This window comes from Embleya sp. NPDC050154, assembly GCF_044460165.1.
In the GTDB taxonomy this organism is placed as follows: Bacteria; Actinomycetota; Actinomycetes; order Streptomycetales; family Streptomycetaceae; genus Embleya.
In genome coordinates this window covers 341,028-361,911 of record NZ_JBITJP010000008.1, presented here as the reverse complement: position 1 = coordinate 361,911, position 20,884 = coordinate 341,028, and the positions used below count along the sequence as shown (strand labels likewise).

At 71.7% G+C, this 20,884-nt stretch carries 18 protein-coding genes and 1 tRNA gene; 14 read left to right on the top strand and 5 right to left on the bottom strand.

The window, feature by feature from the left end:
• Positions 1-85: 85 nt before the first annotated feature.
• From murJ to ACIBSV_RS19860, 4 genes are all read left to right on the top strand, one after another.
• Positions 86-1,903, top strand: a complete 1,818-nt coding sequence (gene murJ, locus ACIBSV_RS19875) for a murein biosynthesis integral membrane protein MurJ (RefSeq protein WP_395864666.1) — start codon at positions 86-88, stop codon at positions 1,901-1,903.
• Between the two features lie 88 nt (positions 1,904-1,991).
• Positions 1,992-2,792, top strand: coding sequence for a hypothetical protein (locus tag ACIBSV_RS19870; protein WP_395864664.1), 801 nt, complete (start codon positions 1,992-1,994; stop codon positions 2,790-2,792).
• Between the two features lie 169 nt (positions 2,793-2,961).
• A complete protein-coding gene (pyrE, locus tag ACIBSV_RS19865) occupies positions 2,962-3,501 on the top strand; it encodes an orotate phosphoribosyltransferase (RefSeq protein WP_395864662.1) in 540 nt (179 codons plus the stop codon).
• Positions 3,502-3,815: 314 nt separating this feature from the next.
• A complete protein-coding gene (locus ACIBSV_RS19860) occupies positions 3,816-4,754 on the top strand; it encodes an LPXTG cell wall anchor domain-containing protein (RefSeq protein WP_395864660.1) in 939 nt (312 codons plus the stop codon).
• A gap of 214 nt (positions 4,755-4,968) precedes the next feature.
• Here the strand turns inward: ACIBSV_RS19860 and ACIBSV_RS19855 are convergent, their stop codons facing one another.
• The gene (locus ACIBSV_RS19855; protein WP_395864658.1) at positions 4,969-5,637 is read right to left on the bottom strand and encodes a DedA family protein; all 669 of its coding nucleotides are present in this window, start codon (positions 5,635-5,637) and stop codon (positions 4,969-4,971) included.
• 171 nt (positions 5,638-5,808) lie between these two features.
• Here ACIBSV_RS19855 and ACIBSV_RS19850 point away from each other — a divergent pair, with 171 nt between their 5' ends.
• Complete coding sequence (locus ACIBSV_RS19850) at positions 5,809-7,176, top strand: FAD-dependent oxidoreductase (RefSeq protein WP_395864656.1); 1,368 nt, start codon at positions 5,809-5,811, stop codon at positions 7,174-7,176.
• 92 nt (positions 7,177-7,268) lie between these two features.
• On the opposite strand, the gene ACIBSV_RS19845 is transcribed toward ACIBSV_RS19850, so the two are convergent.
• Positions 7,269-8,270, bottom strand: a complete 1,002-nt coding sequence (locus ACIBSV_RS19845; protein WP_395864654.1) for a hypothetical protein — start codon at positions 8,268-8,270, stop codon at positions 7,269-7,271.
• Complete coding sequence (locus ACIBSV_RS19840) at positions 8,267-8,890, bottom strand: SigE family RNA polymerase sigma factor (protein ID WP_395864652.1); 624 nt, start codon at positions 8,888-8,890, stop codon at positions 8,267-8,269. The genes ACIBSV_RS19845 and ACIBSV_RS19840 overlap by 4 nt, the downstream gene beginning before the upstream one ends.
• A gap of 615 nt (positions 8,891-9,505) precedes the next feature.
• On the opposite strand from ACIBSV_RS19840, the gene fbaA reads away from it, so the two are divergent.
• On the top strand, positions 9,506-10,528 hold the full coding sequence (gene fbaA, locus ACIBSV_RS19835; RefSeq protein WP_395864650.1) for a class II fructose-bisphosphate aldolase: 1,023 nt from the start codon (positions 9,506-9,508) through the stop codon (positions 10,526-10,528).
• A 98-nt stretch (positions 10,529-10,626) separates the two neighbouring features.
• Entirely contained in the window at positions 10,627-11,043 is a 417-nt protein-coding gene (locus ACIBSV_RS19830; protein WP_395864648.1) for a DUF3151 domain-containing protein, read from the top strand.
• Positions 11,044-11,138: 95 nt separating this feature from the next.
• Here the strand turns inward: ACIBSV_RS19830 and ACIBSV_RS19825 are convergent, their stop codons facing one another.
• Complete coding sequence (locus ACIBSV_RS19825; RefSeq protein WP_395864646.1) at positions 11,139-12,089, bottom strand: diacylglycerol kinase family protein; 951 nt, start codon at positions 12,087-12,089, stop codon at positions 11,139-11,141.
• A 124-nt stretch (positions 12,090-12,213) separates the two neighbouring features.
• Between ACIBSV_RS19825 and ACIBSV_RS19820 the strand changes: the two genes are divergently transcribed.
• The 7 genes from ACIBSV_RS19820 (at position 12,214) to ACIBSV_RS19790 (ending at position 20,573) form a co-directional block, all read left to right on the top strand.
• Positions 12,214-13,506 (top strand): adenylosuccinate synthase, encoded by a 1,293-nt coding sequence (locus tag ACIBSV_RS19820; protein ID WP_395864644.1) that lies wholly within the window; start codon positions 12,214-12,216, stop codon positions 13,504-13,506.
• Between the two features lie 108 nt (positions 13,507-13,614).
• Positions 13,615-14,967, top strand: a complete 1,353-nt coding sequence (locus tag ACIBSV_RS19815) for an aspartate aminotransferase family protein (RefSeq protein ID WP_395864642.1) — start codon at positions 13,615-13,617, stop codon at positions 14,965-14,967.
• Positions 14,968-15,253: 286 nt separating this feature from the next.
• Positions 15,254-15,976, top strand: a complete 723-nt coding sequence (locus tag ACIBSV_RS19810; protein ID WP_395864640.1) for a GntR family transcriptional regulator — start codon at positions 15,254-15,256, stop codon at positions 15,974-15,976.
• A 73-nt stretch (positions 15,977-16,049) separates the two neighbouring features.
• The gene (locus tag ACIBSV_RS19805; protein WP_355545100.1) at positions 16,050-16,652 is read left to right on the top strand and encodes a hypothetical protein; all 603 of its coding nucleotides are present in this window, start codon (positions 16,050-16,052) and stop codon (positions 16,650-16,652) included.
• 38 nt (positions 16,653-16,690) lie between these two features.
• Positions 16,691-17,971, top strand: coding sequence for a phosphoribosylamine--glycine ligase (gene purD, locus ACIBSV_RS19800; protein WP_395864638.1), 1,281 nt, complete (start codon positions 16,691-16,693; stop codon positions 17,969-17,971).
• 192 nt (positions 17,972-18,163) lie between these two features.
• Positions 18,164-19,540 carry a hypothetical protein gene (locus ACIBSV_RS19795; RefSeq protein ID WP_395864636.1) on the top strand — a complete coding sequence of 459 codons (1,377 nt, stop codon included), beginning with the start codon at positions 18,164-18,166 and terminating at the stop codon, positions 19,538-19,540.
• Positions 19,541-19,670: 130 nt separating this feature from the next.
• Positions 19,671-20,573 carry a phosphoribosylaminoimidazolesuccinocarboxamide synthase gene (locus tag ACIBSV_RS19790; RefSeq protein WP_395864634.1) on the top strand — a complete coding sequence of 301 codons (903 nt, stop codon included), beginning with the start codon at positions 19,671-19,673 and terminating at the stop codon, positions 20,571-20,573.
• A 157-nt stretch (positions 20,574-20,730) separates the two neighbouring features.
• On the opposite strand, the gene ACIBSV_RS19785 is transcribed toward ACIBSV_RS19790, so the two are convergent.
• A tRNA-Gly gene (locus tag ACIBSV_RS19785) sits at positions 20,731-20,806 on the bottom strand.
• Positions 20,807-20,884: the final 78 nt, after the last annotated feature.

Genomic DNA, 20,884 nt, shown 5'->3' with positions numbered 1-20,884 from the left:
GGATGCAACACAAGTGGCCCGCCGAGGACTCAGATAGAGGGGGACCATGTCCGGAGCCCCGATCGAGCCCGAATCGGAGGCTTTTGTGAGCGATGTCGTCGCGGCGCCGCCGCGCGGTCGGCACGCTCGCGGCGAGGGCCGCGAAGACGCCTCTACCGCGCCCGCGGCGGTGTCGGCGCGGCCGGTGGAACCGGTGGCCGGCCGGGCCGCGCGAGACGGTGCCGGGCGCGCCGGCCGGCCGGTGCTGCGCGGTGGCGCGAGCCTGGCGTTGGGCTCCGCGGTGTCCCGACTGACCGGCTTCGCCCGCAGCGCGACGGTGGTCGCGGCGCTGGGCACCGGGTTGTTCGCCGACGGCTACAACGTCGCGAACACGGTGCCCAACATCTTGTACATCCTGCTCGTCGGCGGCGCGCTCAACTCGGTCCTGGTGCCGCAACTGGTGCGCGCCGCGCGGCGGGACGCGGACGGCGGCGCCGGCTACACCGACCGTCTGCTCACCGCGGTCGGCTGCCTGCTGCTCGTGCTCACCATCGCGGGCGTGCTCGCCGCGCCCGCGATCGTGTCCGCGTACGCGGACTACGACGGCGCGCAGCGCGACCTCACCATCGCGCTGGCCCGGATGTGCCTGCCGCAGATCCTCTTCTACGGCGTGTTCGCCCTGGTCGGCGAAGTGCTCAACGCGCGCGGCCGGTTCGGGCCGATGGCCTGGACGCCGATCCTGAACAACCTCGTGGTGATCGCGGTCTTCGGGTCCTTCCTGCTGGTCGCGCACGACGTTCGGGACGCGCACGGCATCACGCCCGCGCAGACTCGACTGCTCGGGCTGGGCACCACGCTGGGCATCGTGGTGCAGGCGGCCGCGCTGGTGCCGTACCTGCGCGCGGCCGGGGTGCGCTGGCGACCGCGCTTCGACTGGCGCGGCCACGGACTGGGCACGCCGCTGCGGATGGCCGGATGGGCGGTCGGCCTGGTCGGCGTCTCGCAGGTGGGCTATTGGCTGGTCACCCGGCTCGCCGTCGAGGTCTCCGACAAGGCGGTGGACTCCGGGGTCGGCCACGGCGTCGGCTACACCGCGTACGCCAACGCCCAGTTGTTGTGGATCGTCCCGCACGGCGTGGTCACCGTGTCCATCGCGACCATGCTGATGCCCCGGATCAGCCGGGCCGCGGCGGACGGACACCCCGCGCGGGTCCGCGAGTCGATCTCCCGGGGCCTGCGGCTGAACGCGCTGGTGATCGTGCCGGTGTCGTTCCTGTTCCTCGCGCTCGGCCCGCAGGTGACCGCGGTGGTCTTCCGGCACGGCGTCACCACCGAGGCGGACACCCGAGCGATGGGCCTGATGTTGTCCGCGTTCGCGCCGGGGTTGATCGCGTACTCGGCGCAGTACCTGATCCAGCGCGGGCTATACGCGGTCCAGGACGCCCGTACGCCGTTCTGGGCCAATGTCGCGATGACCGCGGCCGGGGCGCTGTTCGCGCTCGTGGCCTACGGCACGCTGCCCGCAGAGTGGGCGGTCACCGGGATGGCGGCCGGATACAGCGCCGCGCAGGTGATCGGCCTGGTGTGGTTGGCCCGGGTGCTGCGCCGGCGGCTGGGCGGGCTGGACACGATCCGGGTGGCGCGCACCCACGCGGGCCTGGCCATCGTCTCCGCCGCCGCGGCCGGCGGCTCGTGGCTGCTCGCCCGTCGGTGTGCGCACACGCTGGGCTCGGGGCCGGTGGGCTCGGCGGTCGCGCTGGTCGGCGCGGCGGTGCTGTTCGCGGTGCTCGTCGTGCCGATCGCGTATCCGCGGGCGCGTCGGTTGTGGTTGCCGCGGGAGCCGCCGCGCCCGGATCCCGACCCGGGCGCCACGCCGCGCGTGATCGACCCCGACGCGCCGACCGGACGACACCGGCGGGTGTGATGGGGTGGGACCGTACCTGCCGACCGCACGGGTCGGTCCACGGGTGAGCCGGTCGAGCGTCGTCCGCCGCCATGAACGGGGAGAACGGATGCAGTACGAAGTCGTCGTGCCGATCCCGGTCCGATCTGTCTGGGACACCTTCCACGACGCCGAGCGGCTGGCCCGATGTGTTCCCGGCCTGCTGCTCGACGAGCCGGCCCGGACCGGTGCCGAGGGCATCGAGCTGACCGGCCGGTGGCAACTGCGGGTCGGTGCCGACACCATCACCCATCGCGGCACGCTGCGGCTCGTGGACGCGATCGAGCCGCTCGCGCTGGTCGCGAGCGTCGAGGGCGTCGAGAGCGTGGACGGCGCCGGTGACGGCGACGAAGGTGGCGACGGTGGCTCGGGCACGGCGGAGTCCGGCACGATCCGCGTCGGCGCGGAGTTCGCCGTGCGGCTGTACGACCTGGACGCGGACGACGAGGACGGCCCGAGCCGGACCCGGATCGTGTTCACCGACGCGTGGGACGCGTCCGACGGGGGCGACGCGGACGACGCGAACGACGCCTTCGGTGCCGACCCGATCCGCCCGGCCGCCGCGTTCACCCGGGCCGCCGACCTGTTCGCCGCGGCGCTGACCGACGAACTGTCGCCGGCGCCGGCGGACACCCCGTTCGAGTCGGTGGTGCCGATCCCGGACCCGTTCGCGCCGCGAGCCCGGACCCAGGGCGCCCGGCCGTCGGCGTCGCGCCCGGGCGCGAACGGCGACGCGGAGCCGGATCTGTGGTCCCGGGCGGGCCACGGCACCGGCCGCGCCGCGCGCCGTGCGGTCGGGGTCCTGGTCCCCGTCCTCGGCGCGTTGTTCGTCTGGCGTCGGGTGCACGTGCGTCGCCGCCGCGCCGGTTAGGCCCTCTCCGGTGGTGGGTCCGCGCCGCCCGGCACTGCGCCTCGCCGTGCCGGAGAAGCAGCCGAATAGAGCCACCATGCGTCTGCTTCTCCGGCCCGCCGAGGCACGCCACCGGACGACGCGGCCCGATCCACCAAGATCCGCCGGACAGGGCCTAGGCTCCGGTGCCATGAGTTCCGACCGCGATGCGCTCCTCGACCAGATCAAGACCAAGGCCGTCGTGCACGGCAAGGTCGTCCTCTCCTCCGGCCGGGAGGCGGACTACTACGTCGACCTGCGCCGGATCACCCTGGACGGCGAGGCCGCGCCGCTGGTCGGCCGGGTCATGCTTGAGCTCACCGCGGACCTGGAGTTCGACGCGGTCGGCGGCCTGACGCTGGGCGCCGACCCGGTCGCCGGGGCGATGTTGCACGCCGCGGCCGCGCAGGGGCGCAGGCTGGACGCGTTCGTGGTGCGCAAGGCCGGCAAGGCGCACGGGCTTCAGCGCCGCATCGAGGGGCCCGACGTCAAGGGCCGCCGGGTGCTGGCCGTCGAGGACACCTCCACCACCGGCGGTTCGGTGCTGACCGCCGTCGAGGCGCTGCGCGAGGCCGGCGCCGAGGTCGTCGCGGTCGCGGTGATCGTCGAGCGCGGAGCCGCCCCGACGGTGGAAAAGGCCGGCCTGGAGTACCGGGTCGCCTACCACCTGGAAGATCTCGAACTGAATTAACGCCCACCCGTACATTCCGCTCGGGCCGCCCCGTGTGATGCCTTGCGCATTCATGGGGCGGCCATTGCTTTTTTCGCGGTCTCGGATATTGTCGGACCAGTTCCGACGTCGGCGCGTCCGCCGACCGGACTTCCCGGGGGGGAAGTGTGAATTCTTCGTGTATGTCGTCCCGTGCGCGCCGGCCGTGATCTCGCGGCTGAGTCGATTCGCGCCGAACGGGGCGTAAACACCCCTGCTCTTTCCCCTCGGGCCGCCGGGTCGGTTCCCCGTCCGACCCGGCGGCCATCTCCGCTCCACCATTCGAAGAGGTCTTGATGCAGTTGCGCCGCAGCCTTTCCACGACCGCCGTCGCGGCCATGGTCTCCTCGGTCGCGCTTTTCGCCGCTCCCGCCGCGATGGCCGCCGGCTCGACCAGCTCCACCGCCCCGTCCGGCACCGCGTCCTCGACCGCGGCGCCCAAGGGCGAGGCGGACAAGCCCGGAGCGGGCGCCAAGAGCACCGCTCCGACCACCGCGGCCCCGGCCGCCGGGAAGGGCGACGCGGACGTGCCGCCCGTCCTCGTCGGTGGCGGTGCCGTCAGCGAGGGCATCTCCGCGAAGGTCAACGGCTTCCCGGGCAAGCTCGTCGGCGGGGCGAAGGCGACCCCGTTCTCGACCACGATCACCAACCAGGGCAAGAAGTCGCTCGCGCTCGCGCCGGGCTTCCAGTTCTGGAACGCCGACAAGAGCCTGAAGGCGTCGCACATCGTCCTGGAGTACCTGGACGGCACCACCTGGAAGCGTGCCCAGCTGGGCGACGAGGACGGCGCCGTGGGCGGCTTCCTGGCGATGGACGGCGAGTACGTCGAGACCCCCTACCAGGTCGCGGCGGGCAAGTCGGTCACCATCCAGCTCCGGATCGCGGTCACCAAGGACGCGCCGCTGGGCAAGAACCTGGGCTTCAACGCCACCGTCGGCTTCCTCGACGAGGACGAGGAGGGCTCCGCGTTCGCGCTGTCCGACACGTTCGGCTTCCTGATCGCGAAGGCCGACTCTCCCGGTGGCACCCCCGGTACCCCCGGGACCAAGCCGAAGCCGCAGCCCAAGCCGAAGCCGAAGCCCGGCACGGTCAAGCCCGGCAAGGAGCTCGCCGCCACCGGCGCCGACGACAGCAACACCCCGGTGCTGATCGGTGCCGCCGCCGGCACCGCGCTCGTCGTGGGCGCGGGCTTCGTCGTCATCGCGCGTCGCCGCCGAAACGGTGCCTCCGCCTGACGGTGGCTGCCCTTCCCAAAGCCGCCCTGCCCCCGGTCCCCGTCCGGGGGCAGGGTGTTTTCGTTCCCCGCAATAGTCGCGGTCGACACGACGCATGACGCCGGGAAAAGGTTGTACGCGGATGCATTTCGATACGACCGATTAACACGGGTGGTCCGGGCAATGAAAAAGCGGCGGCGCACATATGTGCGCCGCCGCTTCAGAGCGTATGTGTTCAGCTACCCGACGACGATGCCGCTTCGCGCTTCGCCTCACGCTTGCTGCGAATGACCTCGATGATGATCGGCAGCAACGAGATCAGCACGATGACGAACACCCCCGGCAGCAGGTATTTGTCGATGCTGCTGCCGATCGTGTCGCCCAGCTTGTAGCCGAGCAGGATGATGCCGTCGGTCCACACCAGGCCGCCGATGACGTTCCACACGAAGAACGTCCGGGCGGGCATCTCCAAAACACCCGCGACCGGGTTCAGGAACGTGCGGACGATCGGGATGAACCGGGCGAGCACCACTGCCTTGGCCGGGCCGAACTTTTCGAAGTACTGCTCGGCCTTGGTCACGTACTCGGCCTTGAACAGCTTCGAGTCCGGTTTGTTGAACATCTTGGTGCCGAACCGGGCGCCGAGGAAGTGACCGAGCTGGGCACCGGCGATCGCGCATACCGGCGCGCCGACCAGCAACCAGGGCAGCGAGATGGACGTGCCGACGATCTCCTCAGCCGACGAGGACGCGGCGACGCCGGCCAGGAACAGCATCGAGTCGCCGGGGAAGAAGAACCCGACCAGCAGACCCGTCTCCGCGAAGATGATCGCGAGAATGCCGATGAGTCCGAACGTCGAGATGAGGGACGTCGCGTCGAGGACGTTGACAGCTTGGAATTCCACCTCTGGAGGGTAGTCCGCGCGACGCGTGCCCCGTCACCCGTCCCCGTCGTGAACCGCGCATCATTACGAGGTCGGGACCTTGCCGGGTGATGGCGCGCCGATCGCGCGCCGGTCGGGCGGGGTCCCGCAGACCCGGCGACACCCGTACGCACACAGAGTCAGGGGCAGCACGTGGGCATCGAGCGGCTGGTGGTGATCGGCGGCGACGCCGCCGGAATGAGCGCGGCCTCGCAGGCCAGGCGCCGGCGCGGCGAGGACGACCTGGAGATCGTCGTGGTCGAGCGCGGCCGGTTCTCCTCGTACTCCGCGTGCGGCATCCCGTACCTGGTGTCGGGTGAGGTGGACGGTCCGGACGCGCTGATCGCCCGTACGCCCGAGGAGCATCGCAAACGCGGGATAGACCTGCGGATGGGCGTCGAGGCGGAGGGCCTGGACCTGGATCGCCGCGAGATCGCGGTCCGCGACCTGGGCAGTGGCCGGGCCGAACGGATCGGCTTCGACCAGCTCGTGCTGGCCACCGGCGCGGTACCGGTGCGGCCGCCGCTGCCGGGCATCGACGCGCCCGGCGTGTACGGCGTGCAGACCTTGGAGGACGCGCGCGAGCTGATCGACTGGCTGGCCCCCGAGCACCGTACGGCGGTGGTGATCGGCGGCGGCTACATCGGCATCGAGATGGCCGAGGCGATGGTCCACAAGGGCCTGTCGGTGACCGTCGTGGACCGGTCCGCGCAACCGATGTCCACGCTCGACCCGGACATGGGCGCGCTGGTGCACGAGGCCATGGAGGGCCTGGGCATCGACGTGGTGACCGATACCGAGGCCCGCGAGATCGAGCTGGTGGACGGTCGGGCGAGCGCCGTGCTGACCGCCGACGGCCGCTATCCCGCGGACATCGTGGTGCTCGGCCTGGGAGTGCGCCCGGCCACCGAACTCGCCCGCGAGGCGGGCCTGCCGCTGGGCGCGAGCGGCGGGCTGCGCACCGACCTGCGGATGCGGGTCACCGCGGACGGCATCTGGGCGGGCGGCGACTGCGTCGAGGTGCTCAACCTGGTCTCCGGCCGCCGGCAGCACATCGCGCTGGGCACCCACGCGAACAAACACGGTCGGGTGATCGGCACCAACATCGGCGGCGACTACGCGACCTTCCCCGGCGTGGTCGGCACCGCCGTGAGCAAGGTCTGCGACCTGGAGATCGGCCGCACCGGGCTGCGCGAGAAGGACGCGGAGAGGGCCGGATTCGAGTTCGTGACCGCGACCATCGAGTCCACCGGCCGGGCCGGCTACTACCCGGGCGCGCGCTCGATGAAGGTCAAGATGATCGCGGAGCGGATCACCGGCCGGCTCCTGGGCGTGCAGATCGTCGGCCGGGACGGCGCCGCGAAGCGGATCGACACCGCGGCGGTCGCGCTCACCCACCGGATGACGGTGGAGGAGATGACCTCCCTGGACCTGGGCTACGCGCCGCCCTTCTCGCCGGTGTGGGATCCGATCCTGGTGGCGGCGCGCAAGGCCGCCCAACGGGTCGCCGAGGACCACTGACCCGGCGCTCCGGCCCGACGCCCGCCCCCGCCGCCCCAACGGACGGCGGGGCGGGCCACCGGCGCCCGATCGGGCGGCGGCGCGCGGAGCGGTCAGCGCGCCGAATACGGGCGGGGCTTGAAGCCGGTCGCGTCGATGGACGCGATCAGGCTGTCGATCGCGCCCTCGGTCCCGGCGTCCGCGCCGGTGGCCATGATCTCGATGCCCTGATCCACGATCGACCAGGTGCGCACCTTGAAGTTCTGGCCGCCCGCGCAGGTCACCGAGACCACGCGGTACTCCGCGCCGCGCCCGCCGACGGTGCGCTTCTCCTTGGTCACCACCTTGGCCGTGATCGTCTCGGTGTCCTTCAGCACGACCAGGCGCCCGTCCTTCGCGCAGATCGGCTGGGTGGCGTAGCCGTACGGGCTGCGATCGATCGTCGTCGCGTAGCTCCACCGGGCCGGGCCGTCCAACTCGTCGACGCGGATTTCCACGGAGTTCAGATCGCAGGTGACCGCGCTCCCCGACGTCCCGGCGGCCAGGAAGCAGCGGCTGCGGCGGACCCCGCCGGAGTCGGCTTCGCCGGCCTGCTCGTGCCATCCGGCCGGCAGGTTCACCTTGATCGCCTGCGCGCCGAAGGTCTTGTCGACCGGCCGGGTGGTGGTCGATGTGCTGGGGGTGCCGGTTCGGCTCGGCGGAGGCGACGTCCGCGTCCTCTCGCTCGTCGACGGCGAGTCGGGATCCGGGTCCGGATCCACCGGGGGAGCGGTGGTTCGGGGGACGCTCGTGGTCGGCGCGGCCTGCGCCGGCGCCTCGGGCGCCGCGGTGCGCTCCGCGGTCGGCAACGCGCTCACCGACATCGGCCCCTGGGCGGGCGCGCCGGCCTGGTGTCGTGGTGCCCCGATCAGGGACACCCCGCCGAAGGCCGCGGCCACGGCGGCCAGTATGCCGAGGGGGACGCCGACCCTCGTGCGCCGACTGCGGTGGGCGTCCTTCGCGGTGGGTGGGCCCGGCGGTCGCAGGGAGCCGAGCGTGACTGAGTCCGCGCGCGAGGCCAGGGCCGCGCGCAGCAGATCCTCCATCGATTCGTCGCGCGCATGGCGTTCGGTCACGACTGTTCGTCCTTCATGAGTTTTTCGAGGGCGTCGATGGCACGGCTTGCCGTGGACTTCACCGCTCCACGGGAAAGCCCGAGGGTCTCGGCTATCTGAGCCTCCGTCATATCGGACCAGTAGCGCAGCACCAGCACTTCGCGCTGTCGCGGTGCCAGGCGCTGGACCGCGCCGAGCACCCGCAGGTGCTCCTCGGACAGGACCACCACGTCCTCGGGCGAGGAGGCGTCGGGTTCGTGCGGGGGCACGTAGGCACGGGCGGTACGCCGGCGCCGCAGCACCGAGCGGGAGAGGTTGACCACGGAGGTGCGCAGGTACGCCAGCGCGTTGTCGACGTCGTCCAGTTCCTCGCCGAAGCGTCGGTACAGCGCGGTGAAGGCGTCCTGCACCACGTCCTCGGCGGTGCCGAGATCGTCGACGAGCAGGATGGACAGCCGGACCATGCCGAGCCGTTGGGCGTGATAGAGCTCGGTCAACGTCGGGCGGGCCGGCGGTTCCTCGCCGCCGCGCAGGATCCGAAATCGCGTACGACGTGGTGCGTCGGGCACTGTCGGGTCCTCCGACGGGGAGCCGGGCGACGCGTGGTCGCCCCCGAATGCCGGCATGCTCAGCAGCGCCACAGCCCTGCCGCCCCCTTCGCTGTCATGAGACCGTCCCCACCCTCCGTGCACAGCCCGTGTCCTGGTGACGCGCCGCACCCCGAAGGGTTGCGTGGTCGACCGAAGTTCTTTTCCCCGTACCTCGGTTCGGGCGGCGACGGCGCCCCGTCGAGCCGGCGTTCGCAAGCGCGGTCGGGGCGGAGACCGCGACCACCTTCGCCGCAAATCAACTCATAACGGTCATGCGCATGACCGGGGGCCTCCTTGGGGAAGGTTGTGGAAAAAGAATCGAGGACGGACGGGGCCCGCGGACGCCGTGAAAGCCGGTGTCGTCCGGCCCCGCACGTTCGTCTCGCCGTGTCTCCGCTTGCCCGCTCTCACTGCCCAGGACGCACCTCCGGTGGGATGGTTGCGTCACCGACGCAAGTTCGTACGGAAGCCTCCCGAGAGCTCGGCGCGACCGCGCGACGCCGACCTGACGTACCGTCAGATACCGCATCCGCTCCTCCGAACGGGGAGGACGGGATGCGGTGTCGTTCGGAGCGGTCTGCCAGGATGGGCGGCAAGCGGGGATACGGCCATCCGTGTCCGAAAACCCTCATATCACCGCTTGGCTGAGCAACGAGGAGCAGACGCATGCCCATCGCAACTCCCGAGGTCTACGCCGAGATGCTCGACCGGGCGAAGGCCGGTCGATTCGCCTACCCGGCGATCAACGTGACCTCGTCCCAGACCCTGAACGCCGCGCTGCGCGGCTTCGCCGAGGCGGAGAGCGACGGCATCGTCCAGGTGTCCACGGGCGGCGCGGAGTTCCTGTCCGGCACCACCGTCAAGGACATGGTGGTGGGCTCCGTCGCCTTCGCCGAGTACGCGAAGGTGGTCGCGGAGAAGTACTCGGTGAACATCGCCCTGCACACCGACCACTGCCCCAAGGACAAGCTCGACGGGTTCATGCGCCCGCTGATCGACATCTCCGCCGAGCGCGTGGCCAAGGGGCAGGACCCGCTGTTCCAGTCGCACATGTGGGACGGCTCGGCCGTACCGCTCGACGAGAACCTCGAGATCGCCCGTGAGCTGATCGCCAAGTGCGCCGCCGCGCGGATCATCATGGAGTTGGAGATCGGCGTCGTCGGCGGCGAGGAGGACGGCGTCGACAACGAGATCAACGACAAGCTCTACACCACCCCGGCCGACGCGCTGGAGACGGTCGAGGCGATCGGCCTGGGCGAGAAGGGCCGGTACATGCTGGCCGCGACGTTCGGCAACGTGCACGGCGTGTACAAGCCGGGCAACGTCAAGCTGCGCCCGAGCATCCTCAAGGACATCCAGGACGCGGTCGCCGCGAAGTACGGCCGGGAGAAGCCCTTCGACCTGGTCTTCCACGGCGGCTCGGGCTCGCTCCTGGAGGAGATCCGCGAGGCGCTCGACTACGGCGTGGTCAAGATGAACGTCGACACCGACACGCAGTACGCCTTCACCCGCCCGGTCGCGGACCACATGCTGCGCAACTACGACGGCGTGCTCAAGGTGGACGGCGAGGTCGGCAACAAGAAGCTGTACGACCCGCGTTCGTACGGCAAGGCGGCCGAGACCGGAATGGCCGAGCGGGTCGTCGTGGCCTGCCGGGACCTGCGTTCCGCCGGCACCCGGCTGAAGTAGCACCCGCCGGGGCCACACCCCGCCCGACCGGAGCCCGCGACCACGAGGTCGCGGGCTTCGCGTCGTGACGGGCGATCGTGATGGGCAATCATGGGCCCATGACCATCGATCAGAACCTCTTCGGCGGACCCGACCCCACCTATTTGCCCGAGGAACCCGAGCCGCTGGCGCTGCTCGTGGACGGTGTGCCGCCGGTCGAGGTGGCCGCGAAGTTCCCGACCTTCTCCCTCGCGTGGGCCGAGCTGGCCGACGCCGCGTTCGCCCAGGGCAACGTGATCGAGTCCTACGCCTACGCCCGGGTCGGCTACCACCGCGGCCTGGACGCGCTGCGCCGCTCCGGCTGGCGCGGCCACGGCCCGGTGCCGTGGGAGCACGAGCCGAACCGGGGCTTCCTGCGCTCGCTGCACGCGCTGGCGCGGGCGGCGGGGTCCATCGGCGAGGAGGAGGAGTACTCGCGCTGCACCATCTTCCTGCGGGACAGCAGCCCGGCGGGTGCGGACGCGCTCGAAGGCTGAGCGGGCCCCGGCCTCGGGCCGAGGTGGCCCCGAACGCCCGGCCGGGCCGGATCCTTTGGCCCGGCCGGCGTTCGGCCCGCGGTTTCGACGCGGTGCTACGCCGGTACGAACAGCCGCCAGCCGCTCGGCCGTACCGTCCACGTGCGCAGCCGTACCGGCCCGGTCGCCATGCCGTCCGCCGCGTAGGTGAAGTCGCGACCGCACACGGTGATCTCGTGTGCGCGCAACTGCACGAGCGCGTCCCGGGCCTGGGCCGCGCCGAACCGGGCGGCACCGGGATGACCGGTGATCATCACGCTCGCGAACCCCGCACCGTTCGTCCCGTTCGCACTCTTCGTCCCGTTGCCGGCGTTGCCGGTGCCGGGCCCGTTCGACGTGACTTCCGTCATCTTCGACCCGGGTGTCACCGAGCCGTCACAGCCCAGGTGTACGGACAACACCGGCCGATCCATGTCGGCTACGACACACCCGTCCGCCTCGATCCGCAGCCGGTGACCCGAGGGCCCCACCGCCGCGCCGACGGTGCTCGACACGGTCCGCACGGCGTGGTCGACCAGCCCGCGCCAACCGCGTCCGGGCACCGTCCGCACCGGCGCGGGACGGGTGGAACGCACCCCGTGGCCGATCCGGATCGAACGCAGCGCGAGGCCGCCCAGGTCGTCCGACATCAGGTCGAAGGAACGTTCGTTCTCGCCCAACGCCACGCGTGCCGCCTTGGCCGGCTCGGCCGGGAGGCCGAGCGCCTCGGCCAGTTTGTGGCCGCTCCCGGTGTCCACCGGGACGATGCCCAACGGGGTGTCCCCGAGCTCTCCCTGGCGATCCAGTAAACGGGCCACGGCGTGCACACCGGCATCCCCGCCGATCACCACGACACGCCGACGGCCCCGTCGCGCGAGCGCGCGCTGCAGGTCGGCGGTGTCCGTGGGAATGACGATCTTGCTGGGGGCGCAGGCCCGCAGAACATCGAGCGCGACCCGGACGGATTCGCCGTCCGCCGAGCGAGCCGCAGGGTCCGTGATCACGAGCAGCGAGCGCTCGGCCGACACCGGTCGTCCTTCCTCAGGTAACCTCTCCCCGCAAGAGCCCCTTGCCGCGCACCGCGTCAAGGGGCTTGGACCGTCCGGGGCTCCCGTTGTCAAACATGCCCCGCCTGGAAGGGGTGTACGCCTCATGCCCGCACTCGTACTCGTCGGCGCCCAATGGGGAGACGAGGGCAAGGGGAAGGCTACCGACCTGCTCGGCGGATCCGTCGACTACGTGGTCCGGTACCAGGGCGGCAACAATGCCGGCCACACCGTTGTCATCGGCGATCAGAAGTACGCCCTCCACCTGCTGCCCTCCGGCATCCTCACGCCCGAGTGCACGCCCGTCATCGGCAACGGTGTCGTGGTCGACCCGGGGGTGCTGCTGCACGAGATCAGCACCCTGGTCGAACGCGGCATCGACACCTCCAAGTTGCTCATCTCGGGCAACGCGCACCTGATCACGCCGTACCACCGCACCCTGGACAAGGTGACGGAACGGTTCCTCGGCAAGCGCAGGATCGGCACCACCGGGCGCGGCATCGGCCCGGCCTACGCCGACAAGATCAACCGGGTCGGGATCCGCGTCCAGGACCTGTTCGACGTCGGCATCCTGACCCAAAAGGTCGAGAGCGCGCTGTCGGACAAGAACCAGATGCTGGTCAAGATGTACAACCGCCGCGAGCTGCGCGTGGAGGAAGTGGTCGAGGAATACCTCGGCTACGCCGAGCAGCTCAAGCCGTACGTCGCCGACACCACGCTGGTCCTGAACCAGGCCCTGGACCAGGGCAGGGTCGTCCTGCTCGAAGGCGGCCAGGGCACGCTGCTGGACGTGGACCACGGCACGTATCCGTTCGTGACGTCCTCCAACCCGACGGCGGGCGGCGCGTGTGCCGGATCCGGCATCGGCCCGACCAAGATCACCGGCGTGATCGGCATCCTCAAGGCGTACACCACGCGTGTGGGTGCCGGACCGTTCCCGACCGAACTCTTCGACGCGGACGGCGAGGCGCTGCGCCGGATCGGCCACGAGCGCGGGGTGACCACCGGTCGCGACCGGCGCTGCGGCTGGTTCGACGCGGTCATCGCGCGCTACGCGACCCGGGTCAACGGGCTCACCGACTTCTTCCTGACCAAGCTGGACGTGCTGACCGGCTGGGAGGAGATCCCGGTCTGCGTCGCCTACGACATCGACGGCGTGCGGCACGACGAACTGCCGATGTCGCAGACCGACTTCCACCACGCGAAGCCGATCTACGAGAAGCTCCCCGGCTGGACCGAGGACATCACCGGCGCGCAGACCTTCGACGACCTGCCCAAGAACGCGCAGGCGTACGTTCGGGCCCTGGAGGACATGTCCGGTGCCCCGATCTCGGCGATCGGCGTCGGCCCCGGCCGCACGCAGACCATCGAGATCAACAGCCTGCTCCGCGGCAAGTAGCGGGCGACGAGGCACTGCGGGGCCCGTCCGACACACTGTCGGATGGGCCCCGTGATCGTTGACAACCTGCGGGTTCGGACGTCGTTTGTCCCGCCGTAGGGTGGCCGCATGAGCACTCTGGACCCGGCGGCCGGGAAGGCCGTCTACGACGCCGACCGCGCCCATGTCTTCCACTCCTGGTCCGCACAGGGGCTCATCAGCCCGCTGGCGGTCGCGGGTGCCGAGGGTTCCTACTTCTGGGACTACGACGGCAACCGGTACCTGGACTTCGCGTCCCAGTTGGTCAACACCAACATCGGGCACCAACACCCCAAGGTCGTCGCGGCGATCAAGGCGCAGGCCGACAAGCTGTGCATGGTCCAGCCGGCCTTCGCCAACGACGCCCGCAGCGAGGCCGCGCGGCTGATCGCCGAGCTCGCGCCGGGCGACCTGAACCGGGTCTTCTTCACCAACGGCGGCGCCGAGGCGAACGAGAACGCGATCCGGATGGCGCGCCTGCACACCGGCCGGCACAAGGTGCTCTCCACCTACCGCTCGTACCACGGCGCCACCGCCAACGCGATCGCGCTGACCGGCGACCCGCGCCGCTGGCCGAACGAGACCGGCGTGTCCGGCATCGTGCACTTCTGGGGCCCGTACGCCTACCGCTCCGCCTTCCACGCGGACGGCGAGGCGCAAGAGTGCGAGCGCGCGCTGGCGCACCTGGAGAACACCATCGTGTTCGAGGGTGCCGCCACGATCGCCGCGATCGTGCTGGAGACCGTGGTGGGCACCGCCGGCATCCTGGTGCCGCCGGCCGGCTACCTCGCCGGTGTCCGGGCGCTGTGCGACAAGTACGGGATCATCCTGATCGCCGACGAGGTGATGGCCGGATTCGGCCGTACCGGCGCGTGGTTCGCGGTGGACAACTGGGGCATCACGCCCGACCTGATCACCTTCGCCAAGGGCGTCAACTCCGGATACGTCCCGCTCGGCGGGGTGATCATCTCCGACCGGATCTTCGAGACCTTCCGCGAGCGCCCCTACCCCGGCGGCCTGACCTACTCCGGTCACCCGCTCGCGTGCGCCGCCGCCGTCGCGACGATCACCGCGATGCGCGAGGAGAAGATCGTCGAGAACGCCAAGTCGCTCGGCAAGAACGTGATCGGACCCGAACTGCGCGCGATGGCCGAGCGGCACGCGAGCATCGGCGAGGTGCGCGGGCTCGGCGTGTTCTGGGCGATCGAACTGGTCAAGAACAAGGAGACCCGCGAGCCGCTGGTCGCCTACAACGCCGCCGGCCCGGCCGCGCAGCCGATGAACGAGTTCACCGCGGCCTGCAAGGCCCGGGGTCTGTGGCCGTTCGTGAACATGAACCGCACCCACGTGGTGCCGCCGTGCACGAGCACCGAGGCCGAGGTCAAGGAGGGCCTGGCCATCCTGGACGAGGCGCTGACCGTCGCGGACGCGTTCTGCGTCTGACCCCGCCCTGATCGGTCGTCAGGTTTCGGTCGACCCGCCCGGGGCGCTCGAACCGGACCGTCGAGAAAAGCCGTACCCGCACCCCGACCGGTGCGGGTACGGCTTTTTCGCGTGCCCTCGGTGCGATCCCCGGGCGTTCGGCGGCCGACTCCCGACGTCGCGGGCGAAATCGGATGGGCACGTTGCTCCCCAAATCGGATATCCGTTCATATGATCGACGCGATCGACTTGATCGGACGGGTGCCCGTCGGCGCGACGGTGCCGACGGCCGGCGAGAAGAGACCGCGTGCAGTCGGCACAGGGCAGTGTTTTAGACGGCGGCCTGCTTTTCGGCGTGGCCGATCCCACCGGCGGGCAGGCCCCGTTGCGGCGGACCAGCCTGCGCCAGGAGATCGCCGAGGTGCTCAGCGACGACCTGGTGACCGGACGACTGGCCGCCGGTACCTCGCTCACCGTCAACGAGACCGCGCAGCGCTTCGGGGTGTCGGCAACCCCCGTACGCGAGGCGCTGATCCAACTGGCCGCGCAGGGCCTGCTGCTCGGCGGCCACCACCGCGGCTTCCAGGTGTGCACCTTCACCTGGACCGACTTCGCCGAGATCGTCGAGTCGCGCCGACTGCTGGGCGTCCCGCTGATCGGCCGCGTCGCGCGCACCGCGCCGGAGGAGGCGATGCCCACACTGCGCTCGCTGGGCGACCGGCTCGACGGGGCGCGCTGGAACGGGGACGTCTCGGAGGTGGCCCTGCTCGATCGCCGCTATTTCGGCGAACTCGGGCGCTGGAGCGGCAATCGCCGACTGGCGGACGTACTGGCCGTGTTGCGGGTCCAAGCCTGGATGTACATCGTTCCCTACCTGCGCGAGGCGCCGCCGACCGAGTCCGGTTGGGGCCGCTACCGCGAACTCGCCGACCGGGTCGCGCGACGCGACGCGGAGGGCGCGATGGCGCTGATGCGCGACTACACCTCGGTCGGCCGCCGGCTCGCTCGCGAACTCGCGGACGCGCGCTGACGATCGCCGTGCCCCAGGGCGGTACGGTGGCGCCCTGAACGCCACCCGCACCGACAAGACCGGGAGCTGCACCGTGGATTGCGACGTCTGGCTCGTTCCGCTCGTGGACGCGCTGTGTCACAACCCGGAGAATCCGTTCCGCGACGAACTGGCCGCCTACGACGCCGCGCTCGTCGGCAACGGCCTGCCGGCCGTGCCGGTGCGCACGTGGCAGCCGGGCACCGCCGAGGTGCGTCTGGCCGGCGCGTTCGACCACGAGTCGCTGCACTACCTGCGCCGCGCCTACCTGCTGCACCGCACGGGGTTCCCGGTCACCCCGGTGGAGCAGTTGGGCGAGGACTACGACCGCCTCCTGGAGACCTTCGAGGCCGCCGCCCAGTTCTCCCACCTGGTCTGGCACTACGACCACGCCGGCGCCTACCTGCCGGTCGACTTCCCGCAGCCGCTGATGGACGACCCGCTGCCCGAGGACGGCGGGCCGCTGGGATCGAGCCTGGGCATGCTGCGCGAGCTGGAGGACCTCGCCCCGTACATCGGCGTGGACCTGCTCGACCCGCCCCGACCCACGCCCACCTACGACGGCGCGCCCTTCGCCCGCGAGCGATTCGTGTGGGCGACCCTGTACGCCGCCGCCCAGGAGAGCGTGACGCTGGGCGCGATGGTGGTCTTCGCCTGAGTTCGATGCCCGCCGCGCGCCCCACTAGGCTGCCGGGTGTGAAGGTCCTCGTGATTGGCAGCGGTGCCCGTGAGCACGCGCTGTGCCGCTCGCTCTCCCTCGACTCCGCGGTCTCCGCCGTCTACTGCGCGCCCGGCAACGCCGGCATCGCCCAGGTGGCCGAGCTGCGCCAGGTCGACGCCCTCAACGCGGGGGACGTCGCCGACCTCGCCCAACGACTCGGCGTCGACCTCGTGGTCGTCGGCCCCGAGGCGCCGCTGGTCGCCGGGGTCGCGGACGCCGTGCGCGCCCGGGGCATCGACTGCTTCGGCCCGTCCGGCACCGCCGCGCGCCTGGAAGGCTCCAAGGCGTTCGCCAAGGAGGTGATGGCCGCGGCCGGCGTGCCCACGGCGCGCAGCTACCTGTGCACCACCCCCGAGGAGGCCGACCGCGCGCTGGACGCGTTCGGGCCGCCGTACGTGGTCAAGGACGACGGCCTCGCCGCCGGCAAGGGCGTCGTGGTCACCGACGACCTCGAGGTCGCCCGCGAGCACGCCGCGTCCTGCGACCGGGTGGTGATCGAGGAGTTCCTGGACGGCCCCGAGGTCTCGCTGTTCGTGCTGTGCGACGGCAACGACGTGGTCGCGCTCCAGCCCGCCCAGGACTTCAAGCGGGTCGGCGACGACGACGCCGGCCCCAACACCGGCGGCATGGGCGCCTACACCCCGCTCCCGTGGGCCCCCGAGGGCCTGACCGAGGACCTGGTGCGCACCGTCGCCCAACCCACCGTGGACGAGATGCGCCGCCGCGGCACGCCGTTCTCCGGCGTGCTGTTCATCGGCCTGGCGCTGACCTCGCGCGGCCCGCGCGTGATCGAGTACAACTGCCGGTTCGGCGACCCGGAGACCCAGGTCGTGCTGGCGAGCCTGGCCACTCCGCTGGCCGGCGTCCTGCACGCGTCCGCGACCGGTCGCCTGGGCGAGCTGGAGCCGCTGCGCTGGCACGAGGGCGCTGCGGTGACGGTCGTGGTGGCCGCCGAGGACTACCCGGCCACGCCGCGCACCGGCGACCCGATCAAGGGCCTGGCCGAGGTCGCCAAGCTCCCGCACACCTACGTCCTGCACGGCGGCACCCGTCGCGGCGAGGGCGGCGAGGTGCTCTCCTCCGGCGGGCGGGTGCTCTCGGTGACCGGCACCGGAGCGACCCTGGAACAGGCACGCGAACGTGCGTACGAGGGCGTCGCGCTGATCGCCCTGCCCGGCTCGCACCATCGCACCGACATCGCGGCCAAGGCGATCCGGGGCGAGATCAGCATCGCGGACCGCGTCCCGAACGGCTGAATTCGGCCGTTCGGTCCCGTCATCGGTCGGCTCAAACCCACGCAGCCGTCCGGCCCCGGATCTCACTCGCAGGGATGGTGTTCGGCCCGAAGGGGCTGAACACCCGAACTCGTCGCATTATCGTGCGAGCACCGCGGGTCGTGACCGACGACCCGGACGAGTGATCCCCGGATCCAGGATCGGATGGGGGCGATGCGTGTGGGCGAGTCGGCCGAACCGCTTGCGCCGGCCGAGGCGCGTGCGCTGGCGCGCGCGGTGCTGTGGGTGCGCAACGGCGCTGTCCTTGCCGCGCTCACGGCCGCAGGCCTGCTGCTCTACGGCGCTTCGCGCAACTTCGGCGAGAGCGCCCCGGGCACGCTGCTGGCCACCCTCGCGGTGGCCCTGGTGGCGGTGCTCGCGTGGGTCGCGCTCGACCTCGCACTGGTGCGCAGGACGGGTGTCCCGGCGATCACGTTGGGCCCGCGGGACGCCCCGGAGCTGCACGCGATGGTGCGCGAGCTGGCCGAGGAACTGCACGTGCCGGCACCCGACGGCATTCGATTGTGCCCCGAATGCGACAGCTGGCTGGAACCCGACCCCCGCCGGCGCCGGCGCACCGTGCTGGTGATCGGCGCGCCCTTCCTGTGGTGGCTGCGGGTGGGCGAGCTGCGCGCGCTGCTCGCGCCGGTCGTGGCGGGCACCGAGGCCTCCGCCGAACCGGCCGTCGCGGGCGCGCGGCGCTGGGTGCGCCGGCTGGACGCGGTCGCCGACGTGCGCCGCCCGCTGGGCCCGGTCCCGCTGCGCCCGGCCCGGCGGGCCTCCCGCGCGTTCGCCCGCCAACTGCTCGGCCTGTGCCAGGGGCACGCCGAACTGATGGAGCGCGAGATCGCGGTCGGCGCGGCGGCGCTGGCCATCCCGCTGGAGCCGGAGCTGCGGGCCACCGCGCACGAACAGGTCGGCCTGGCCTACGCGGGCTGGGACCGGCTGCTGACCCGGCTCGCCGCCCCCGCGTGGACGATCGGGCGGCATCCGGACGCGCTGATGGCGGGCGTGGTGTCGGCGCTGACCGAGCTCTCCCGACGGGACAAGCTGGCGAACGCGTTCGGCGCGCGCCTGGCCGAGCGGCCCGCCAGCGACCTGCTCACCGACGCGGTCGCCATGGACGGCGAGATCTCCCGCCTCGCGGCGGGCATCTTCGCGGACGGGCCGACCCCGGACCCGGTCGACTGGGCGGAGTACCCGGAGGCGGTCATCGAGCCGGTCTGGCGGGCCCGGGCCGAGGCGTTCGCGGCCCCGGTCGACGACGCCCTGGCGGTGCTGCGCCGGGATCCGGACGAGGACCACCGCAAGGCCGCCGACCACCTGTTCGCGGTGGTCGCGTGCGCGGCCCTGGACACCGGCCGGATGCACCCGGCGGTGGATTGGCTGGACGGCCCGGTCCTGGTCGACGGAAGCGGCCACGCGGTCGACCTGGCGACCCTGATCACCCGCGCCGTCGACGAGGGCAACGACGCCCCGCTGCGCACCTGGTTGGCCCGGATCGGCATCGCCACCCGAGAGCCGGTGCACCCGGGCGGCTCGGCCGCCTGAGGCGTGCCCTCGTCGGCGCACGGCCGCGCACGGCCGCGACCGGTTCGACGCCGTCGGGGCCGTCGGGGCGTGGAAGGCGTCGTGAAAGACTCGCCTCACCCCACCACGACCCAAGAAAGCGCTGGTTTCAGTGAGCGGATTCGTCACCAAGCCCGAGCCGGTCGAGGTCCCCGGTCTGACCCACATCCACACCGGCAAGGTGCGCGACCTGTACACCGACGCCGAGGGCAACCTCGTGATGGTGGCCAGCAACCGGATGTCGGCCTTCGACTGGGTCCTGGACCCGGAGATCCCGGAGAAGGGCCGGATCCTCACCAGCATGTCGCTGTGGTGGTTCGACCTGCTCGCGGACCTGTACCCGAACCACGTGATCTCCACGGAGGTGCCGGCCGGCGCCCCCGCCGACTGGGCCGGCCGCGCGCTGGTGTGCCGCCGCCTGGACATGGTGCCGGTGGAGTGCGTCGCCCGCGGCTACCTGACCGGATCCGGCCTGGTGGAGTACCGCGCCTCGCGCACGGTGTGCGGCATCGCGCTGCCCGAGGGCCTGACCGACGGCTCCGAACTGCCCGCGCCGATCTTCACCCCGGCGACCAAGGCCGAGGTCGGCGAGCACGACGAGAACGTCTCGTACGAGTACGTCGCCGAGCACCACGGCGCCGAGTTGGCCGCCACGCTGCGCCGGGCCACGCTGGCCGTGTACGGCCGGGCCCGGGACATCGCTCGCGAGCGCGGGATCATCCTGGCCGACACCAAGTTCGAGTTCGGCCTCGACCCGCAGGGCGGCCTCGTCCTGGCCGACGAGGTGCTCACCCCGGACTCGTCGCGCTTTTGGCCCGCCGACGAGTGGGAGCCCGGGCACGCCCAGCCGTCCTTCGACAAGCAGTACGTGCGCGACTGGCTGGCGTCGTCCGAGTCCGGCTGGGATCGCGCGGCGGACACCCCGCCACCCGCCATGCCCGAGGCGGTCGTGCAGCGCACGCACGAGAAGTACGTCGAGGCGTACGAGCGTCTGACCGGACGGCGCTGGGCCTGACCCGGTGACCCGATCCGTCGTCGGCCCCGGTCGCCCCGGGCCGACGACGGATCGGCCGGCCCACGGATGGTGCGCCGCATTCCGCGCGGCCGACAGGTAGGGACGACAAGCGCGGATGACAAGAAGGCCGGATCACAGAAGTGATCCGGCCTTCTTATGGAGCGGACGACGAGATTCGAACTCGCGACCCTCACCTTGGCAAGGTGATGCTCTACCAACTGAGCCACGTCCGCACGACTCGGGGTTTCGGCCCCGCGTTGTGTCCCAACCCTACCCGATCCGCGGAGGTGGTTGCCACCGACCTCGGTTCG

What these genes read in the sequence shown, in the direction of transcription:
- ACIBSV_RS19870 (WP_395864664.1), top strand. Translation starts at nt 1,992, where the DNA reads ATGCAGTACGAAGTCGTCGTGCCGATCCCGGTCCGATCTGTCTGGGAC.
- pyrE (WP_395864662.1), top strand. Translation starts at nt 2,962, where the DNA reads ATGAGTTCCGACCGCGATGCGCTCCTCGACCAGATCAAGACCAAGGCC.
- ACIBSV_RS19860 (WP_395864660.1), top strand. Translation starts at nt 3,816, where the DNA reads ATGCAGTTGCGCCGCAGCCTTTCCACGACCGCCGTCGCGGCCATGGTC.
- fbaA (WP_395864650.1), top strand. Translation starts at nt 9,506, where the DNA reads ATGCCCATCGCAACTCCCGAGGTCTACGCCGAGATGCTCGACCGGGCG.
- ACIBSV_RS19830 (WP_395864648.1), top strand. Translation starts at nt 10,627, where the DNA reads ATGACCATCGATCAGAACCTCTTCGGCGGACCCGACCCCACCTATTTG.
- ACIBSV_RS19820 (WP_395864644.1), top strand. Translation starts at nt 12,214, where the DNA reads ATGCCCGCACTCGTACTCGTCGGCGCCCAATGGGGAGACGAGGGCAAG.
- ACIBSV_RS19815 (WP_395864642.1), top strand. Translation starts at nt 13,615, where the DNA reads ATGAGCACTCTGGACCCGGCGGCCGGGAAGGCCGTCTACGACGCCGAC.
- ACIBSV_RS19795 (WP_395864636.1), top strand. Translation starts at nt 18,164, where the DNA reads ATGCGTGTGGGCGAGTCGGCCGAACCGCTTGCGCCGGCCGAGGCGCGT.